Origin of the sequence: Mesorhizobium sp. M0239 (assembly GCF_040321815.1) — a bacterium.
GTDB lineage: Bacteria > Pseudomonadota > Alphaproteobacteria > Rhizobiales > Rhizobiaceae > Mesorhizobium.
The window spans coordinates 22816-40736 of the sequence record NZ_JAMYSG010000028.1 but is presented as its reverse complement, the minus strand read 5'-3'; the positions used below and the strand labels follow the sequence as shown (position 1 = coordinate 40736).

The following is a 17921-nucleotide window of genomic DNA, read 5'->3' as shown; positions in this document are numbered from 1 at the left end:
ACCGGAGGCAAGAAAGCCGGCGAAATTACTGTGACCTTTCGGATACAGCGAACAATTTTACAGGGAGCTTTCAGAAATCGGAGCGCCCGAGACTCGCTATACAATAGAATTCGATTAAGGATTTACACGGGGCGCGTGTAGTCCCCGAAGGACTCGCCAGGGATGGGAACTACCGAGACTTCTCGGCAAGTTGGTGAGATAGCGGCGCGTGGGGAGGATTTCCACGCTCGCGCCGGCTATCGCCGTTCGCGAATCGCCAGGCATCTCTGGAAGACGACGGCGCTGACGACGCTGGCGCTCGGCCTTTCCGGTCTGGCGGCCCATGCCGATCCGAACGGCCTGTGGCAGCCGCAGATCCGCGCTATCATCGGCGCCGACAACAATGGCGGCAACGCCGCGCTCGAAGGTTTCATCCCGCTCAAGCAGACGGCCGAATCCGTGCTGTTCCTGGATGTCCGGGCCAAGCACGATTTCAAGGATGGTTTCGGCCAGGATGTCGGCCTCGGCATTCGCCGCATCGTCAACCCGGACCTGATGATCGGCGGCTACGCCTACCTCAACATCGAGAACTACAACTCCACCCAGTTCACCGCCGCCACGCTGGGCGCCGAGGCGATCACGCCTCATTTCGATGCGCATGTGAACGTCTATCTGCCGATCAAGGGCGATTCAACGGATCACTCGGCCAGCTCGACCCTGTCGATGGTCAGCAACCAGCTGATCGAGCAGATCTCGGTCATCGACCACCGCGACTACGCGGCGTGGGGCATCGAGGGCGAGATCGGTGCGCAGGTGCCGGTCGCCCTGCCCGACAAGCATTCGCTGCGGCTCGACATCGGCGGCTATCATTTCGAGGATCCGCATGGCGACGACGGCAGCGTCACCGGCGCCAAGGCCGGGTTCGAGTATACGATCGGCGATGTCTTCGGCAGCAACACGGAACTGGTCTTCGCCGGCGAGGTCCGCAACGACAATCGCGACGACACCCAGTTCGCCGGCAGTGTGCGGCTGAACATCCCGTTCAATCCTGGCAGCGGCTCGGACAATGCAGACGGGACCGATAGCGGGGCGGAGCCGGTCTATCCGGTCAGCGAAGGCCTTCGCAAGCGCGTCAACGAACGGGTGCGTGGCGACATCGGCGTCCGCGTCCAGTCGCAGACGCTGACCGGCGGCACGACCACGCGCATCGCCATCAACGCCGCCACCAGTGCCGCCTTCGGCAAGTTCTATTTCGCCGACGGCGGCCTCGCCGGCGCCGGCACGCTGGCCGACCCGACGACGCTGGACGACGCCGTGACCAAGTCGGGTGCGAACGGCTTTGTCGTCGCGCTTGGCGGCAACGGCAATCTGACGACCGGCGGCGTGACGCTCGCCAATGGCCAGACCGTCATCGGCGGCGGCGAAAGCGTCACCGCCAGGCTGTTCGGTGGCGGCACCAGCACCTTCAACCTGGGCGGCAGCGACGGCACGATCCAGGGCACCAACGTCGTCAACCCCGTCATCACGCTGGGCAACGGCAACACGCTCAACGGCATCACCATCACGGGCGGCGCCAACGGCATTTTGGGCAACAACATCACTGGCGCGACGCTGACCAATGTGACGGTCACCGGTGCGGGCGGCAACGGCGCCGACTTCACGGGCAGCTCGACCGGCATCACCGGCTCCAACTTCACCGCCACCGGCAACGGCCTCGACGGTCTGCACATCGACGGCGACGGCACCTACAATTTCACCGGCACGACGCTGCTGCAGGGCAATCTCGACAACGGTCTCGATATCACCGGCAAGGGCACCTACACCTTCGCCACCGTCAATGCGCAGGACAATACCGACCGCGGCATCACCGTGCAGGGCACCTCGACCGGCGGGACGTTCACCACCACCGGCGGCACAATATCGGGCAATGGCGGCACCGCCGTCTTCATCGATCCGATCACCGCTCATGTGGTGCTGGACTCGATCAGCCAGAGCGGCGGCACGTCGGGTGTCGTGCTCGAGAATGTCGCGGGCAGCTTCACGGTCAACGGTGCGACGACGATCTCCAACACGACCGGACCAGCGATCGCCATTTCGGATTCGCCGGCGACGATCCGCTTCGGCGACATCAGCATCACCAACCCCGGCGCCGACGGCATCTCGTTTGCCGGCGTCAATGCGGCGGTGGTCGCCGGCAACATCGTCATCTCCGGACTGGGTGTCGGCACCGGCCTCGACTTCTCCGGATCCAGGACCAATTTCACCGCGCAGTCGCTCAACATCACCGGCACCGGTGCTGCCGGCTCGATCGGCATCGACCTGACCTCACCGAGTGTTGGCGGGGCGGTCATCACCATCACCGTTGGCGGCGTCATCACCAATGTCGATACCGGCGTGCGGCTGGGCATAGCCGGCACGCCGGGGGCCACGGCCAACGCCGAATTTACCTTCGGCGGCGATTCCAGCTCCATCTCCGGCATCACCGCCTCGCTCGATGCGCGCGGGCTCAATGAGGGCAGCGGCCACTACGCCTTCGGCACGACACAGTTTACCGGCCTGCAACTTTACGATCTGCGCAACTATATCTTCGTCGCGGCCGGGGCTTCGGGCGGCGGCACGTCGATCACCGACCTCGCCTCGATCGATTATGCCGACAGCATTACCGCCAGCGACGCCATCATTGTGCTGGTCAACCGCGGGACAATCGACGACGCCACCGGCTTCTCGCTGAGCGACGGACAGGAACTGGCCTCGTTCGGCAACGGCCGCGAGTTCTCGCTCGGCGGGGTGCCGTTGAATGTCACCGGCACCAACGTCCATCATGACGAATCCATCTCGGATTCCGCGGGCGCGGCAACGCTGACCAGTTCCGGCGGCGGCGATGTCGTGACGCTGGGCAACGGCAACACGTTGCTCGATTTCAATATTTCCGGTGGCGCCGCCGCCGGCATACACGGCCTGGGCATCAATGGCCTGACCGTCCAAGGCGTGACGGTCAGCAATGTCGCTACCGGCCTCTTCCTCGATGGAGTGACCGGTACGGTCTCGGTCGACGACCTGACCGTCCAGACCGCATCTCAAACCGGCATCGCGCTTGTTGGTTCGAGCGCGACCGTCAATTTCACCGGCAACACCAAGATCACCAACGCCACCAGTGCCGCGCTGTCCACCAACAATTTCGACGGCATCGCCACCTTCGACGATCTCGACATCACCGGCGGCGGCGTAGGCATAGGCATCGTCGGCGGTTCCAGCGGAACCTTGACCTTCGGGGTCGGGAGTTCCATCGCCAACACGAGCAGCAACGCCTTCTCCATCAGCAACTCGACGCCCAACGTCACCTACAACGGCACCATCAACCAGACCGCTGCTACCAGCGCGGTGACGATCTCTGGCATGAGCGGCGGCAGCGCCACGTTCGGCGGAGCGATCACCGCCAGCACCGCCACCGCCTTCGCGATCAACCTGAGTGGCAACACCGGCGGCACAATCAAATTCACCGGCGGGCTGGATCTGACCACGACGATCGGCACCGGCTTCAGCGCCACCGGGGGCGGCACGATCACAGTCGCGGCCGCAGGCACGGAGCAGATCACCACCGGCACCGGCCACGCGATCTATCTCGACGGCGTCACCATCGGCACCGGCGGCATGGCGTTCGACAGCATCACGACAGGCGTCGTGGCAGCCACAGCGCTCAATTTCAATGCCGTCTCGGGCGGCCAGTTCCTGGGTGGCAATGTCACTATCGGCGGCACCGGTGCCGGCATCAACGGCGTTGCAATCAACGATTCGTCATCGACCTTCACCATCACCAATTTGGTGACGACCAATGTCGCGGGCACCGATGTCAGCCTGACCAACAACACGGGCTCGATCACGATCCTCGGTGGCACCATCACCAATTCGGGCGTTGGCGACGGTGTCGTCGTTTCCGGTGGCAGCGCGACAATCGGTGTAGCGGCCAACATCTCCAGCTCGGCAACCGTGCCAGGCACGGCGGTCAAGGTCGACGGCACCACCGGCGGCTCGGTGACCTTCAGCGGCAGCATCACCTCGACCGGCACCGGCAATCTTTTCGCGATCGGCTCGTCGCTGCCCCCGGTCGGCGGCGCGATCAGCTTCATCGGCTCGACGCTGTCTGCGACGGGCGGCGGTGGTGCCGTCGTCACCGGCCTTGCCGGCACCGCGACGCTGAACGTCACAGCTCCGCTGTCGATCACCGGCGCGACGGCCACCGGCCTGGCCGTCGCCAATGTCGCCAGCACCGCATCGGCGACCTTCGGGGCGGTGACCGTGTCGGGCGCCACGGGCAATGGCATCGACATCACCAACAATGCCGGCGCAGTTACCTTCGGCACTACCAGCGTGACGATGGGTTCGACCGTCGGTCCAGCCGGCATCAACTTCGCCCTGACCAATGCCGATGTCACATTTGGAACAACCAATGTGACGATGGGCTCCGGTGCCAACCAGACCGGCATCGACTTCAGCGGTTCGTCAACGATAGCCGATTTCGGCGTGACGACGATCACCGGCACCGACGACCTGACCTCGCGCGGCATCGACCTGTCGTCGACCATCGGCAACAAGACCATCACCTTCCTGCAGGGCTCCAGCATCTCGAAGGTCGGCGTCGGCGTCGAACTGTCGTCCGGCGGCACAACGGCGACGTCGGCCAACGCCAATTTCACCTTTGGCGACGGCAATGCGGGCGACGGGCTGGAATCCTTCATCAGCGCGGCCAGTGGCGGCTACACGGTCAACACGATCGGGCTCGATCCGACGCTCGGCAATTATGATTTCGACGATGTCGCCTTCACCGGCAGCGCCAATCTGGCCAGCGCGGTCGGCGGGGTCGTCATGATTTCCCAGGACGGTGGTGTGATCGCTGCCGGCACCAACGGGCTCAGCGCCGCGGTGACCACGGTCACGGCCGCCCAGGCCGATGCCATGACCGGCACACTGACCTTCGCCTTTGTCGGCACGGTCGATCTGAGCGCCACGCCGTTCACGCTCGATTCGGGCCAGTCGATCGCCGGCTTCGGCAACGGCAGTTCGATCATCACCTCCGGCACCATCCAGCCAATCAATGTCCAGGGCAATCTCGGCGCCACCGGCGGCAACGTCACCGGCAATGAGGGCGTGGTCAAGAGCACGGGCGGCGATACCTTGCAGCTGCTCGGCAGCAACCAGGTGCGCGACACCGCGTTCGACTTCAGCGGCGGCAGCGGTTCGGTCTTCCTTGTCGACCAAGGTACGATCGTCGACAATGCCGGCGGCATCTTCATCGAAGGCGTCACGATCACCAACGTCGCCGCGGGCCAGACCGCGTTCAAGGTCGTCGGCCTCGACAGCAATTTGTCGATCACAGACAACAACATCAACGTTGCCGGCACGCTGCTCGACGTCGATGGCGGCGCCGGCAACATCACGGTCACGCGCGGCACCTTGCCCAACAGCGGATCGGCTGGCACGCTGACCGGCGGCGGCATCTCGATCGCCAACCGCAGCGGCGGCACGGTCGATTTCACCGACAAGGTGACGGTCAACGGCAATGGCGTCTCGCTGACAGGCAATGCCGGCTCCACGATCACCTTCGCCGATGTCGACATCACCACGAACGACGTGACAGCGTTCAGCGCCACCGGCGGCGGCACGGTCAATGTCGTGACCGGCACGATCAACGCCACCAACGCGCAGGCGGCGGCGCTCGACGGCATCACGGCCGGTATCAACTTCGCCTCGACAAGTGCCACATTCGCTTCCGGCAGCGGCGTCGACCTGCAGAACCTCAGCGGCACGGCAAGCTTCGGCACCGGTACGCTGACCAACACCGGTTCGGGCACGTCGTTCAATGTCGGCTCGGGGACCGCAGCCAGCGGCGGCAACGCGACGATTTCCTATGGCGGCACGATCGCCAGCAACGGCACGGGCGCCGCGGTGTCGATCCAGAGCATGACCGGCGGCTCGGTGACGCTGTCGGGCAATCTCACCGATACCAATGCGGCGGCCGGCGGCAACATCGTCGTTGCCGGCAACGACGCGGCCGCGATCACCTTCTCGGGCACCAGCAAGGTGATCAGCTCGGGCGCGACGGACGGCGTGAGCTTGGGCATCATTGGCAATTACGCTTCAGCCGTCCCGGCACTCAATACCAACAGCACGATCGACTTCACCAATGGTGGCCTTGCTATAACGACAATGACCGGGGCGGGCTTCGTCGCAATTGGCGATTTAGGCCCGGCTGGCGCAACCTCCACCATCATTACCGTCACCGGCGCCGGCAACGAGATCAATGCCGGCAGCGACGGACTTGTGGTGTATGGTGCCAATGTCGGCAGCGCCGGCATTACCTTCGACAGCATCTCGGCGGACTCCACGATCCCTGCTCTTCCCGGCGACCCCGGCGGTGCCGGCGTGACGCTGTTGGGCGCCAATCTCGTCGGGGATGTCAACATCGGCGGCCTGAGGGATACTGGATACACCGGCGCCTGGCTGTACGCCCTGAGTGGCACCGGGGAGGTCAACTTCACCGGCACGATCGATCTCGACGTCCAATATGCCGGGTTCGATATCGGCGGTCCCGAGGTTGGCACCGTCAACATCGCCAATGTCGCCGGATCCACCCTGACCATCGATGGCGGCCAGTTCGGCATCATACAGAGCTCGCAGGGCGGGACCGTCAACGTCGGCGTCAACGGCAGCGCCAGCATCACGAACACCACCGTCTCGGCTATCAGCCTCGGCGGCGGCAATGACCTGGCCTTCACCACGCTGACCTACAAAGGTTCGATCACGGTAGGTGCGGGATCGGTGATAAGCGCCAGCGGCGATGCGACCCGTCTGAACATGAGCGGTTCCGTCGTTTCCACCACGTCATCGACGGCCTTCGACTTCTTTGGCCATGCCGAAGGCATATACGATATTTCGAGCACCATCGATCACAGCGGTGGCGAGGGTGTCGCCATCGGCGGCTCGGCCAACGGCACGGTCACCTTCTCTGGTACGTCGAAGATATTCAACACCGGCGCCAACGATGCCATCGTCAAGGCACCGTCGTACGTGATGGACCCGCAGACCAAGGGCACGCTCAACTTCACCAATGGCGGCCTCGTCATCACCACCAGCAGCGGCGCCGGCTTCACCGCCAGCACCTTTGGCCCCGGCACGATCAGCGTCACCGGCGACGGCAACACCATCACCACCGGCACGGGCACGGCGCTGAAGCTTGGCGACGCGACGGCGGTCGTCGCCGGGGCGAAAGGCGCGACGGTCGGCGTCGGTGGTATCAAGTTCGATACGATTTCGGTCAATGGCGCGGCGACCGGCATATCGCTCAACAATGTCAGCGGCGGCACCCTCAATCTCGGCGCGGTCGACCTGCAGGGCGTCACCACGACCGGCGTCCAGGTCTCTGGCACGCTCGGCTCGACGCTGAATTTCGCCAGCCTGACCATCGGGCTCAATGCCGCCAATGCGGTCGGCCTCGACCTCAACGGCGCGGCGCTCGGCGCGAGCAACATCACCGCGGACGATTTTGATGTAGACGGCGGCGGCTTCGCCGGCACGATCGGAATCGACATGGCCGGCACCACCGGCACGGGCACCATCCAGCTCGGCGACACCGTCAACAACAATCCGGCCGGCCAGAAATCGACTATCGCCAATGTCGGCTATGGCGTGCAGTTCTCCAGCGCCACCAACGCCAGGCTGGTGTTCGGCGACGGCGCCGGCCCGGCCGAGTCGTCGATCGCAACCACCGGCGGCCACGTCATCCACACCACCGATAGTTTGCCGACCAATGGCGACTACAATTTCAACGACGTGAATTTCACCGGCGACGTTTCCAACCTGTCATCGATCAGCGTCTACTACGTCACCGAAGGCGGCACCGGCGACGGCAGCCTCGCCAATCCGGGCAGTTACGCGGGCGCACAGGCTTCCACGGCCAACGTCGTGGTGCTGATCGACAAGAACGTCAACGGCGCCCAGGAAACCATCGACCTGAGTGGCACCACGTTCAACCTCGATGACGGGCAGGTGCTGCTCGCCTTCAAGAGCGGCGACGCGGCGGTCGATGTTTCGCAGCTCGGTGTCGACACCAGCAGCGGCGCCTCCGCCGCGTTCCACTTCACCACGGTGCAGAACTCGCCGATCATTTCGGCGCCGGGGGGCATCGACACGCTGCGGCCGGTCCTGCAGAGCAACAACGCCACGCAGGTCATCAACCTGGCGACATCAGGCAGCGGCATCTTCACGGGCGGCATCCAGAACCTGATCGTCAGCAATCTCGGTTTCGGTGCGGGCGTTGCCGCCAACGCCACCGGCGCCTCCAGTTTCTTCGTCAGGAACAACACCATCGCCGCCGGCGGCAACGCGCTCGATTTCTCCACCACGGGAGCTCCGGCCAATACGCTTCTGCTGTCGATTGACGGCAACACGCTGCAATCGACCGGCTCCGGCCTCGCAGCGTCCTTCGCCGGTCAGAACATCAATGCAACCGACAACTCAATTGCGATCAGGTCGTTTGCCGGCAACAAGGTGACCGGCGGCGCCGGCAGCGGCGGCATCGCCTTCAACAATGTCCGCTTCGATTCCGACGGCGCCGGCGGCACGGTCAGTGCCGGCACGCTCGGCATCGGTAACCCAGGCGCTCGCGTGCAGGGCAATGGCCTCAGTTTCACCAACACCAGCGGTACCCTTGATCTGGGCACGCTCAGCCTTGCCAACAATGGCGGCACCGGTGTCATCGCCAACACCAAAACCACCAATTTCACGCTGAACAACAGCGGTGGCGTGGTCACCACCAACAACGGCGCGGCATTCGATCTCGATCCGCTGACCGTCAACATGACGTTTGCCACCGTCAGCGCCCTAGGCGGCGCCAGCGGCATCATCTTCGACGGCGTCGCCGGGACCTTCACCGTCACCGGCGGGACAAGCATCACCAACACGACGGGCTTCGGCATCGATGCCATCAACACCAACACTGGCACCTTCAACTTCAACACGGTGACGGTGAACAATGTCACCGTCCCCAACACAGGCGGCGGCATCCGAGTCCAGACCGGCACGCTCAACGTCACCGGTCTCGCCAACATCGACACGACCAGCGGCGTTGGTCTCTCGCAGGCCGGCGGCACAACCAGCTTCACCAATGGCGTCACCATCGACACCACCGCCGGCACCGGCATTCTCGCCACCGGCGGCACGATGGGCATCACCGCTACGGCTGCCGCCCAGACGGTGAACGCAACCGGCGGCACAGCGATCAATCTCTCCGGTGTCGCCGCCACCATCGCGCTCGATTCGACCTCGTCGGCCGGCGGCGTCAACAATGTCAGCCTGACCAATGTCAGCGGAGCGCTCAATCTCGGCACCGGCGCGCTCAGCGGGGCGACGGGCGCGTCCTTCAATGTCGTCGGCGGCACGGCTGCCGTGAGCTATTCGGGCACGGTCAACAATTCGGGCGCATTCAGTCCGGCGCTGAATGTCCAGAGCCGGCTTGCCGGCGCCGGCCTCGTCGCCCTGAGCGGCAATCTGACGGCCAGCGGGCTGGGCGTATCGCTGAACAACAATGCAGGCGGCACGGTGACGGTGTCCGGCGCCTCGAACAGCTTTACCGGTGGGGGCACCGGCATATCGATCACCGCCAACACCGGCGGCACCTACAACATCAGCGGCGCCAGCTACGCCATCGGCATGAGCGGCGGCGGGCTTGGCGTCGATATTGCCGGCAACAGCGCCCCGGTGACGGTCAATTTCAACGGCGGCGGGCTGGCGATCGTGACCTCGGCAGGCGCCGGCTTCAATGCCACGGGCACCGGCACGGTCAGCGTCACCGGCGTGGGCAACTCCATCGCCACGGGCACCGGTGTGGCGATGAACCTGAGCGGCGTCACCGTCGCGGCCACCGGCATGAATTTTTCCTCGACCAGCAACGGCGCCGGCGGCAACAGCGCCGTCGTCCTCACCAACGTCATCGGGTCGGGGACGATCAATCTCGGCGCCGGCTCGCTGGTCGGCGGCAGCGCGGCAACCATCGCCGTCAGCGGCGGCACCGCCAACCTCAACTATACCGGCAATGTCAGTCAGTCGAACAATGCCACCCTGGTCAGCGTCGCGGGCGGCCACAGCGGCACGCTCAACTTCGCCACCGGCGCGCTCTCGGCGACGAACGGCACCGGCCTGCAGTTCGACAATGCGGACGGCATCTACAGTTTCGTCGGCACGACGACGCTGAATGGCGGCAATGCCAGCGTCGACATCCTCAACGGCTCGGGCGGCACGTTCAATTTCGGCACCGGCACCTCGATCATCAGCCCAAGCGGCACCGCGTTCAATGTCAATGGCGGCACCGCCACCGTCACCTATGCCGGCACGATCACGCAAGCCACCACCGGCCAGCGCATGATCGTCGTCGCCGACACCGCCGGCGGTTCGGTGAATTTCACCACTGCCGTGGCGAACGGGCTCAACGACACCGGCGGCACCGGCATTGTGATCGACGGGGCGGCGGGCAGCGTCACCGTCAACAATGCCAGCCTGACGGGCACGGCCGGCATCACCATTCTCGGCGATTCGCTGAACAACGCGACCGGCACCTACACCTTCAACAATGTCGCCATCCAGACCGACGCGGGGGCTGCGAACCATGCCTTTGTCGTCGACGGCGATCAGGGCACGCCAGGCAATGACGACGTCAGCGCGGTCGTCAACCTGAACAATGTCGACATCACCAACCCCGGCGGCAATGTCGCAAATATCCGCGGCATGGCCGGCGGTTTAATCAATTTCGACAGCGCCAGCACGATCACTCGCAGCGATGGCGGGCTGGGCATTGCCGTGCTCAGCAACGCCGGCGGCACGATCAACTTCGGCGGCGCGGTCAAGACGCTCTCGACCGGTGTTAATGCCGCCGTCATCCTGACCAGCAACCCCGGCGCGACCATCAACTTCACCAATGGCGGGCTGATTATCAACACAACGAGCGGCGGCGGCTTCAGCGCCACGGGCGGCGGCACGGTGACGGTGCAGGGCACCGGCAACACGATCGCGTCCGGCACAGGCACGGCGCTCAACGTCGTCAACACGACGATCGGCGGTTCCGGCGTGACGTTCCAGAGCATTTCGGCCAACGGTGGCACCAACGGTATCGTCCTCAACAATACGGGCAGTGGCGGCCTGACGGTGACCGGCATTGGCACGACGGCGGGTTCCGGCGGCACCATCACGGGCACAGTGCAAGGCGCGGTGTTCACGTCGACGAGCAATCTCTCGCTCTCGAACATGAACTTCACCAATGCCAACAGCGGCAACGGCACGTTGAACAATGTCGACGGCCCGACATTCAACAGCGCGGCTCAGGCCGCCATCAACATGAGCAGCGTTTCGACGGTCAGTTTCACCAATCTGAATTTAAATGGCGGCGTCCAGGTCGGCATCAATGGCCAGAACGTCTCGAACCTGACGATTGCCAACACCACGGTGACCGGCTTCGGCGACGCGGTCTTTGAAGGCGACATGCGGTTCTACAACCTTACCGGCACCGCATCGATCACCAATTCCACATTTAGCTTCGCGGCCGGCGATCTCTCCGCCGGCGACAATCTGGTCGACATCCGCAACGGCACGGGCACCAGTCTGACGCTGAACATCAGCGGCAGCACGTTCAGCAACACCAAGGACTCCTCATTCGGCGCGCAAGGTCTCAACTTCGAAGCCTTCGGCACCGCCAACGCGACGCTCAACATCCTGAACAGCAGCTTCCTGAGCTTGAAGACGTCCGGCGTCGAAGCCTTTGCGCGCGACACCTCGACGCTGAATGTCAACATCGGCGACGGCACGGTCGCCAATGGCAATACGTTCGACCCGCAAGCCGCCCTCAGCGGAGCCGGCCGCGCCATCGGCCTCAACGCCGAGGACACCGCGCACCTGAACTTTAAGATCCTCAACAACAAGAAGATCTATGGCAAAGGCGGCCCGGTCATCAACGTCTTCGGCATCAACAATGCCGTCATCATGGGCCGCATCAACAGCAATGCCGACATCCAGGGCGGCGGCGTCGGCTCGGCGGGCTCGGCGATCTTCATCCATCCGGAAGATGCCTCGACCGGCATCATCGAGATCATCGGCAACACGATCACCAAGTCCGGCAACGATCCGGCTATCTTCGCGACGCCGCACGGCGACGGCGCCGGTCCGAGCACGGACAATGGTTCGCTGGATTTGACGATCATGAACAACAACATCACGCTTTCGGGCACCGGTGTGGCGGGCAGTGGCGCGGTCGGCATCGATGTGCGCGCGGGTTCCAATGCCGGCGACCTTACAAACACCTATCTGAACATCAGCAGCAACACAGTGACTCTGGCTCAGCCAGCCGACGACATCGCCTTCCTGGCACGCATAGGCAGCACTACGTCGCACCTGTATTTCCAGAACTTTGTAGGCGGCGCGAACAACCAGGCGATCGCCACCGCCATCTGGAATGCCGGCGGCAACACGCCGGCCGGTTCGGTGTTTTCCTTCGACGCCGGCGGTGCGCCGGCTTATGCCGCGATACCTGGCGGGCACAATGGCGGGCTGGTCCTCGTGCCAACTAACTGATTCCGACTGGAAATACTTATGAAGAATTAGGTATGTCCATTGGCAATAAAGCGATCTAAATTTTCTTGGCGATTTCTGTCGACTTGCTAATGCAGTCGCCGTAAGGTCAGTACAAGCAGTTTGGGGGAGAGGACTTATGTCTGAGCCGTTCTTGTCGGAAATCAGAATCATGTCGTTCGTGTTCGCGCCAAAAGGCTGGGCACTCTGTAACGGGCAGCTCCTGCCCATCAACCAGAACCAGGCACTTTTTTCGCTGCTCGGCACCACCTTTGGCGGCGATGGTCGGGTGAATTTCGCACTTCCCGATTATCGTGGACGCATGCCAATTCATGTCGGCGGCGGCCATACGTTGGGCGAGCGCGGCGGCGAGCAGGCCCACACGCTGTCGATCGCGGAAATGCCCACGCATGTCCACGCCGCCAACGCATCGTCTGTCACGGGCGCGACCAATCTTCCGGCCAACAACCTGCTTGGCAACAGTGCGCCAAACACCCTCTATGGTCCGGTGCAGAACCTCGGCGCCATGGTTGCCGGCACTGTCACCGATATCGGCGGCAGTCAGGCGCATCTCAATATGCAGCCTTTCCTGGCATTGACTTTCTGCATTGCCCTGCAGGGCATTTTCCCATCGCCGAATTGAGGAAACGCGACCATGGCACAACCCTATGTTGGCGAGATTCGCATGTTCGCCGGCAATTTTGCGCCGGCCGGCTGGATGTTCTGCGAGGGACAGTTGCTGCCGATCTCCGAGAACGAGACACTTTTCCAACTGATAGGCACAACCTATGGCGGCGATGGCGAGAGCACCTTCGCGCTGCCCGACTTGCGTGGCCGCCTTCCCATCCATCAGGGCAACGGGTTCATCCTGGCCGAGACGGGGGGCGCGGAGGAAATCACGCTGACAATCCAGCAGATTCCGGCGCATACCCACGCCCTGATGGCCTCGAACGACGTCGCCAATCAGCCCAACCCCAGCCAAAGTGTCATTGGTAGGTCAGGGCAGGTCAATGCGTTCATCAACGGCGGCCCATCGGTGGCAATGAGCACCCAGTTTCTCGGTAGCCGCGGCGGCAGCCAGCCACACAGCAATTTCCAGCCCTATCTGTGCGTCGACTTCATCATCTCGCTGTTCGGCATATTTCCTTCGCCGACTTAAAGAGGACCGTCATGGCCGATCCGTTCGTCGCCGAAATCCGTATCTTTCCGTTCAATTTCGCGCCCACGGGCTGGGCTTGGTGTGACGGTCAATTGCTGCCGCTGTCACAGAACACCGCGCTGTTCTCGTTACTCGGCACCACCTATGGCGGCAACGGCAAGTCCAACTTCGCCTTGCCGGATTTGCAAGGCCGTGCGCCGATGCACCCGGGGCAGGGGCCGGGCCTGTCGCTGCATGATCTCGGCGAAACCGGCGGTTCTGAAACGGTGTCTCTGCTGGAGTCCGAGATGCCGATGCATGCGCATTTCGTCCAGGCCGCTCCTTCGATCGTCAGCGGGGACAGCAACATCGCTCCCGGTAATGCGTTCGCCAAGTCGAGCCAGGGAAATGTATATGTCGCGCCAGGCAGCATAGTGTCGCTGTCGGACCAGACAATAGCGCCCGCCGGCGGCGACCAGCCGCACAACAATTTGCAGCCCTACCTCACCTGTTATTTCTGCATCGCGCTGCAAGGCGTCTTCCCACCAAGAACCTGAATTCCGAGCCAACAGGCAGGATCGATATCATGGCCAAGAAAGCAGAACCAAAGTCGAAAGCCCCTGCAGCCAAGACGCCGGCGCCGAAAGCGGCTGCCAGGGCCAGCGCCCGCCCGGCGCCGTCCAGCCCTCCACCCATTTACCAGCACAAGCCGGCCGGCGCGTCGTTTTTCGAACTTTCGCGGCTGATGGTGGTGGGGATCGATTCTGCGAAGGGGCAGTTGATCCAGAAGGCGCAGCTTTCGCCGAACGGGCCATGGCCCTCGGCCTGGTCGTTCATCGCGCCCGGCGCCTGGATGATCATGACGGCGGGCCTCACCAAGGACGGCCGTGTCGCCGTGGTCGCGCAGCCATCGGGAACCACCAATCTGTCCTTCATCACCGAAGACGCCAACCAGATCGGCCCGGTCGAGAAATGGACCGCGCCGATGAGCATCGGCACGCCGCCCGGCGCCACCTCCTATCAGAAGCTTTCGATGGCGCGCGATGCCGACGGCCGCATCGAGGTCTTCGTCACCGACAATCAGGGCCGCATCTGGTGGATCTACCAGAATCCGGACCAGATCGTGCAGGTGCAGAAAACCATCACGCCGCCGGGCACGACGACACCGATCGTCGTCACCGTCGACGTGCTGACGCCGCCGGCCAAACCGTGGAGCGACTGGATCCAGATCCCCGGCGGGCTGGTGACGGTTTCGGCGATACGCCAAGGCGACGGCCGCATCGCCCTGTTCGGCATCAATTCGAACCTGCATCTCTATCGCTGCCAGCAGGCGAAGGCGCAGGCCCTGAAGGCCGCCGACTGGACGGGTTGGGTGCAGATCGACACGACCCAGACAGGTGGCTTCATCGAGATGGCGCCGGTCGTCGGCCCGCTGGGCGCCACCAATTTGTTCGCCCTGACCCAGAACGGCCAGGTGCTGCACACGCGCCAGATGCCCGCCGGATCGGATACGTGGACGCAGTGGGCGACACCCGGCTACTCCAGGGCGCCCAACCAGGCGCTTGCCGCCGGCATCCAGGGCGACGGCGATATCGTGCTGGTCGCCGCCGACCAGCAGCACTTCCTCCAATTCAACGCGCAATGGGATGCCTACACCCAAAACTGGTCGGGATGGCGCGATTTCGGCGCATCCCTTCGCTCGACGCGCCTGACGCTCAACTACAATGCCGATGGCCGGCTCGCTTTGTTCAGCCTGGCGCTCATGCCGGACGGCACCAACGGGCTGTGGACGATCAACCAGATGGGCATCGACAGTTCCGAGTGGGAGTATAGCTGGACGTCGCTGACCGACAACAATCTCAAGCAGATCGTCGTCGTGCGCGACCTGACGCCGCCGGTCTGACGGTTGATTTACGCCAGCGTGGCGCAAGCGAAGCAGGCCCGTCCGGTCTGGTCCCGGTCTGACACGGCCGGGCTCCGCTTTCGTGCGGCAGTGGACGCGGACATGCCGTTCCTGTCGCGGCTCTATGCCTCGACCCGCTTCGAAGAACTCGCGGTGACGTCGTGGAGCGAGGCGCAGAAGACCGAATTCCTCGGCATGCAGTTCCAGGCCCAGCACGCGCATTACCGAAAACACTATCCCGAGGCCGACTGGCTGGTGGTGGAACGCGATAGCGAAGACATCGGCCGCCTCTATGTCGAGCGCTGGCCAAGCCAGCACCGCATCATCGACATTGCCTTCCTGCCGCATCATCGCCGCAAGGGCTACGGCACCGCACTGCTCTGTGACCTCATCGACGAGGCATGGTTAGCCGGCAAATCAGCATCGATCCATGTCGAGAAGCACAATCCGGCGAGACGGCTTTATGTCGCGCTGGGCTTCGCGGTCGTCGAGGACAAGGGCGTCTACGACCTGATGGCCTGTGCGCCGCCGGGGAGCGGGGCGGCTGGTTTGTGACGGCGAGCATCGCAAGCGGCGGCTCTCACCAGCTTCGTCATCCTAGGGCGGAGCAAGGAGCGGAGCGACGCGGCGCAGACCCTAGGATCCATGCCGCGACCTTTGTCCAAGATTGCTGCGCTTCAAGAAGGGCCTCGGACAGCCTGGGTGCACGAGCCGGCAGTAAAACAGCATTGCACCGTTGTCGCGCTCGAAAGTCGCGGCATGGATCCTAGGGTCTCCGCGACGTCGCTTCGCGACTGCTTCGCCCTAGGATGACGAACGAAGAGGAGAGGCTTCAGCTAATTTCGAAGCGATCAGACCCTCCCTGCGTCAAGCCTCTAATTGAACACCGCTTCGTAAAGCCGCCCGGTCGCATCGGCGGCGACCGGCACGATGAAGATCTCGTGGCTGCCGCTTTCCCCCGTGAAAAGATAGGTCGCCTGCGGCAATGCGATTTCGCGCGGGCCTTTGAACAGCAGCGAGAAACCGCCACCCGGGCGCGGGCTGGCGGCGATGGGCTTGACCGCGCTCAGTTCGAGCGGGATCTGCCGGCCCCCGGCTTCGACGGTGAAGGTTTGTCCCTGCTCGAAATCCGACACCGACGCCATTCCGTTTCCCTCAATCTGTCCGCTGGAGCGGTTCAGCGTTCGGATCGCTGATCCGGCTTTTGTTTCTTCGCAATTGCCAGGGAAAACCGCTCCACACTTTTCCTGGAATTGCTCCAGCGGAGGCACTGTCGCCGCTTCGCCGCAAGCTGTCCAGAGGCGGGCAGGCCGGCGGTCGCGCTCCCCAAGACAATCGGCCGCCGCAAAACCCCAAAATACAGCACCGCCTGTCCTTTTATGCGCGCAAGAGACGCTGTAGTACTTTGTTCCTGCGCGGGATTCCTTTCGACCCAAGATCAGCGCAAACAAGCATAGATCCCGGCTTCGGGACCATTGGCAGCCTGATGGGCGTGCGGGAGACGGATCATGGCGGATGCAAAGACGAACGGGACGGGCGATGCGTTGCCGCTGTTCTATTCGAGGCCCGAGGCGCTCAATCCGGCGCGGCACGGCTCGCTTGGCCTGACCGCGCGCAGCGACTTCGGCTTCGCCCGCTCCGCGCACGCCATTCCGGTGGTCGCGTCGGAAATGCCGGCGGCGATGCGCTCCTACCCGATCGTCTTTATCGGCCCGGCCAAGTCGCCAGTGATCATCACCGGCGTGCGCCAGAACGAGAACCTGTTCGTCGATGCCGACGGCAAATGGACCGGGCCGCACTACATCCCCGCCTATGTCCGGCGCTATCCCTTCATCCTGGCCGAAGACCCGACATCGGCCGGCCGGCTGACGCTGTGCGTCGAACGGGCCAGCGACCGGGTCGTCGACCAGTTGCTGGCGCCGTCCCGCGATGACAAGATCCTGCCGTTCTTCACCGGCAACGAGCCGACCGAAGCGACCAAACAGGAGCTCGCCTTCTGCAACCAGTTCCAGATCGACTTCAGAGCCACCCGCGAGATGGTCGAAAAGATCGATGCACACAGCCTGTTTTCACCGCGCCAGAGCAAGGTGACGCTGGAAGGCGGCGAGGTGCTCAACCTCACCGATTTCCAGGTGATCGACGAGCCGGCCTTCAACAGATTGAGCGACGAGGCGTTCCTCGACCTGCGCAAATCCGGCGCGCTCGGCCTGCTCTATTGCCACCTCGCCTCGACCAACAGCTGGACCTCGCTGGTGCATCAGGCGTCGTTGCGGAAGGCGGAGTAAGGCTCTC

Annotated in this window: 8 protein-coding genes; 7 read left to right on the top strand and 1 reads right to left on the bottom strand. The window is 63.7% G+C overall.

The genetic code is table 11. The features are described 5' to 3' along the window. Positions 1–162: 162 nt before the first annotated feature. From NKI99_RS25750 to NKI99_RS25725, 6 genes are all read left to right on the top strand, one after another. Positions 163–12591, top strand: a complete 12429-nt coding sequence (locus tag NKI99_RS25750; protein WP_352612544.1) for an inverse autotransporter beta domain-containing protein — start codon at positions 163–165, stop codon at positions 12589–12591. 136 nt (positions 12592–12727) lie between these two features. Continuing rightward, a complete protein-coding gene (locus tag NKI99_RS25745) occupies positions 12728–13231 on the top strand; it encodes a phage tail protein (RefSeq protein ID WP_352556231.1) in 504 nt (167 codons plus the stop codon). Between the two features lie 12 nt (positions 13232–13243). Continuing rightward, complete coding sequence (locus tag NKI99_RS25740) at positions 13244–13747, top strand: phage tail protein (RefSeq protein WP_502895896.1); 504 nt, start codon at positions 13244–13246, stop codon at positions 13745–13747. Positions 13748–13758: 11 nt separating this feature from the next. After that, positions 13759–14283 carry a phage tail protein gene (locus tag NKI99_RS25735; RefSeq protein ID WP_352556228.1) on the top strand — a complete coding sequence of 175 codons (525 nt, stop codon included), beginning with the start codon at positions 13759–13761 and terminating at the stop codon, positions 14281–14283. A 29-nt stretch (positions 14284–14312) separates the two neighbouring features. After that, positions 14313–15629 (top strand): DUF8189 domain-containing protein, encoded by a 1317-nt coding sequence (locus NKI99_RS25730; RefSeq protein WP_352556226.1) that lies wholly within the window; start codon positions 14313–14315, stop codon positions 15627–15629. A gap of 18 nt (positions 15630–15647) precedes the next feature. After that, positions 15648–16184, top strand: a complete 537-nt coding sequence (locus NKI99_RS25725; protein WP_352556235.1) for a GNAT family N-acetyltransferase — start codon at positions 15648–15650, stop codon at positions 16182–16184. 320 nt (positions 16185–16504) lie between these two features. On the opposite strand, the gene NKI99_RS25720 is transcribed toward NKI99_RS25725, so the two are convergent. Then, positions 16505–17080 carry a DUF6916 family protein gene (locus NKI99_RS25720; RefSeq protein ID WP_352612541.1) on the bottom strand — a complete coding sequence of 192 codons (576 nt, stop codon included), beginning with the start codon at positions 17078–17080 and terminating at the stop codon, positions 16505–16507. 57 nt (positions 17081–17137) lie between these two features. Here NKI99_RS25720 and NKI99_RS25715 point away from each other — a divergent pair, with 57 nt between their 5' ends. After that, positions 17138–17914, top strand: coding sequence for a SapC family protein (locus NKI99_RS25715; RefSeq protein ID WP_352612539.1), 777 nt, complete (start codon positions 17138–17140; stop codon positions 17912–17914). Positions 17915–17921 lie beyond the last annotated feature (7 nt).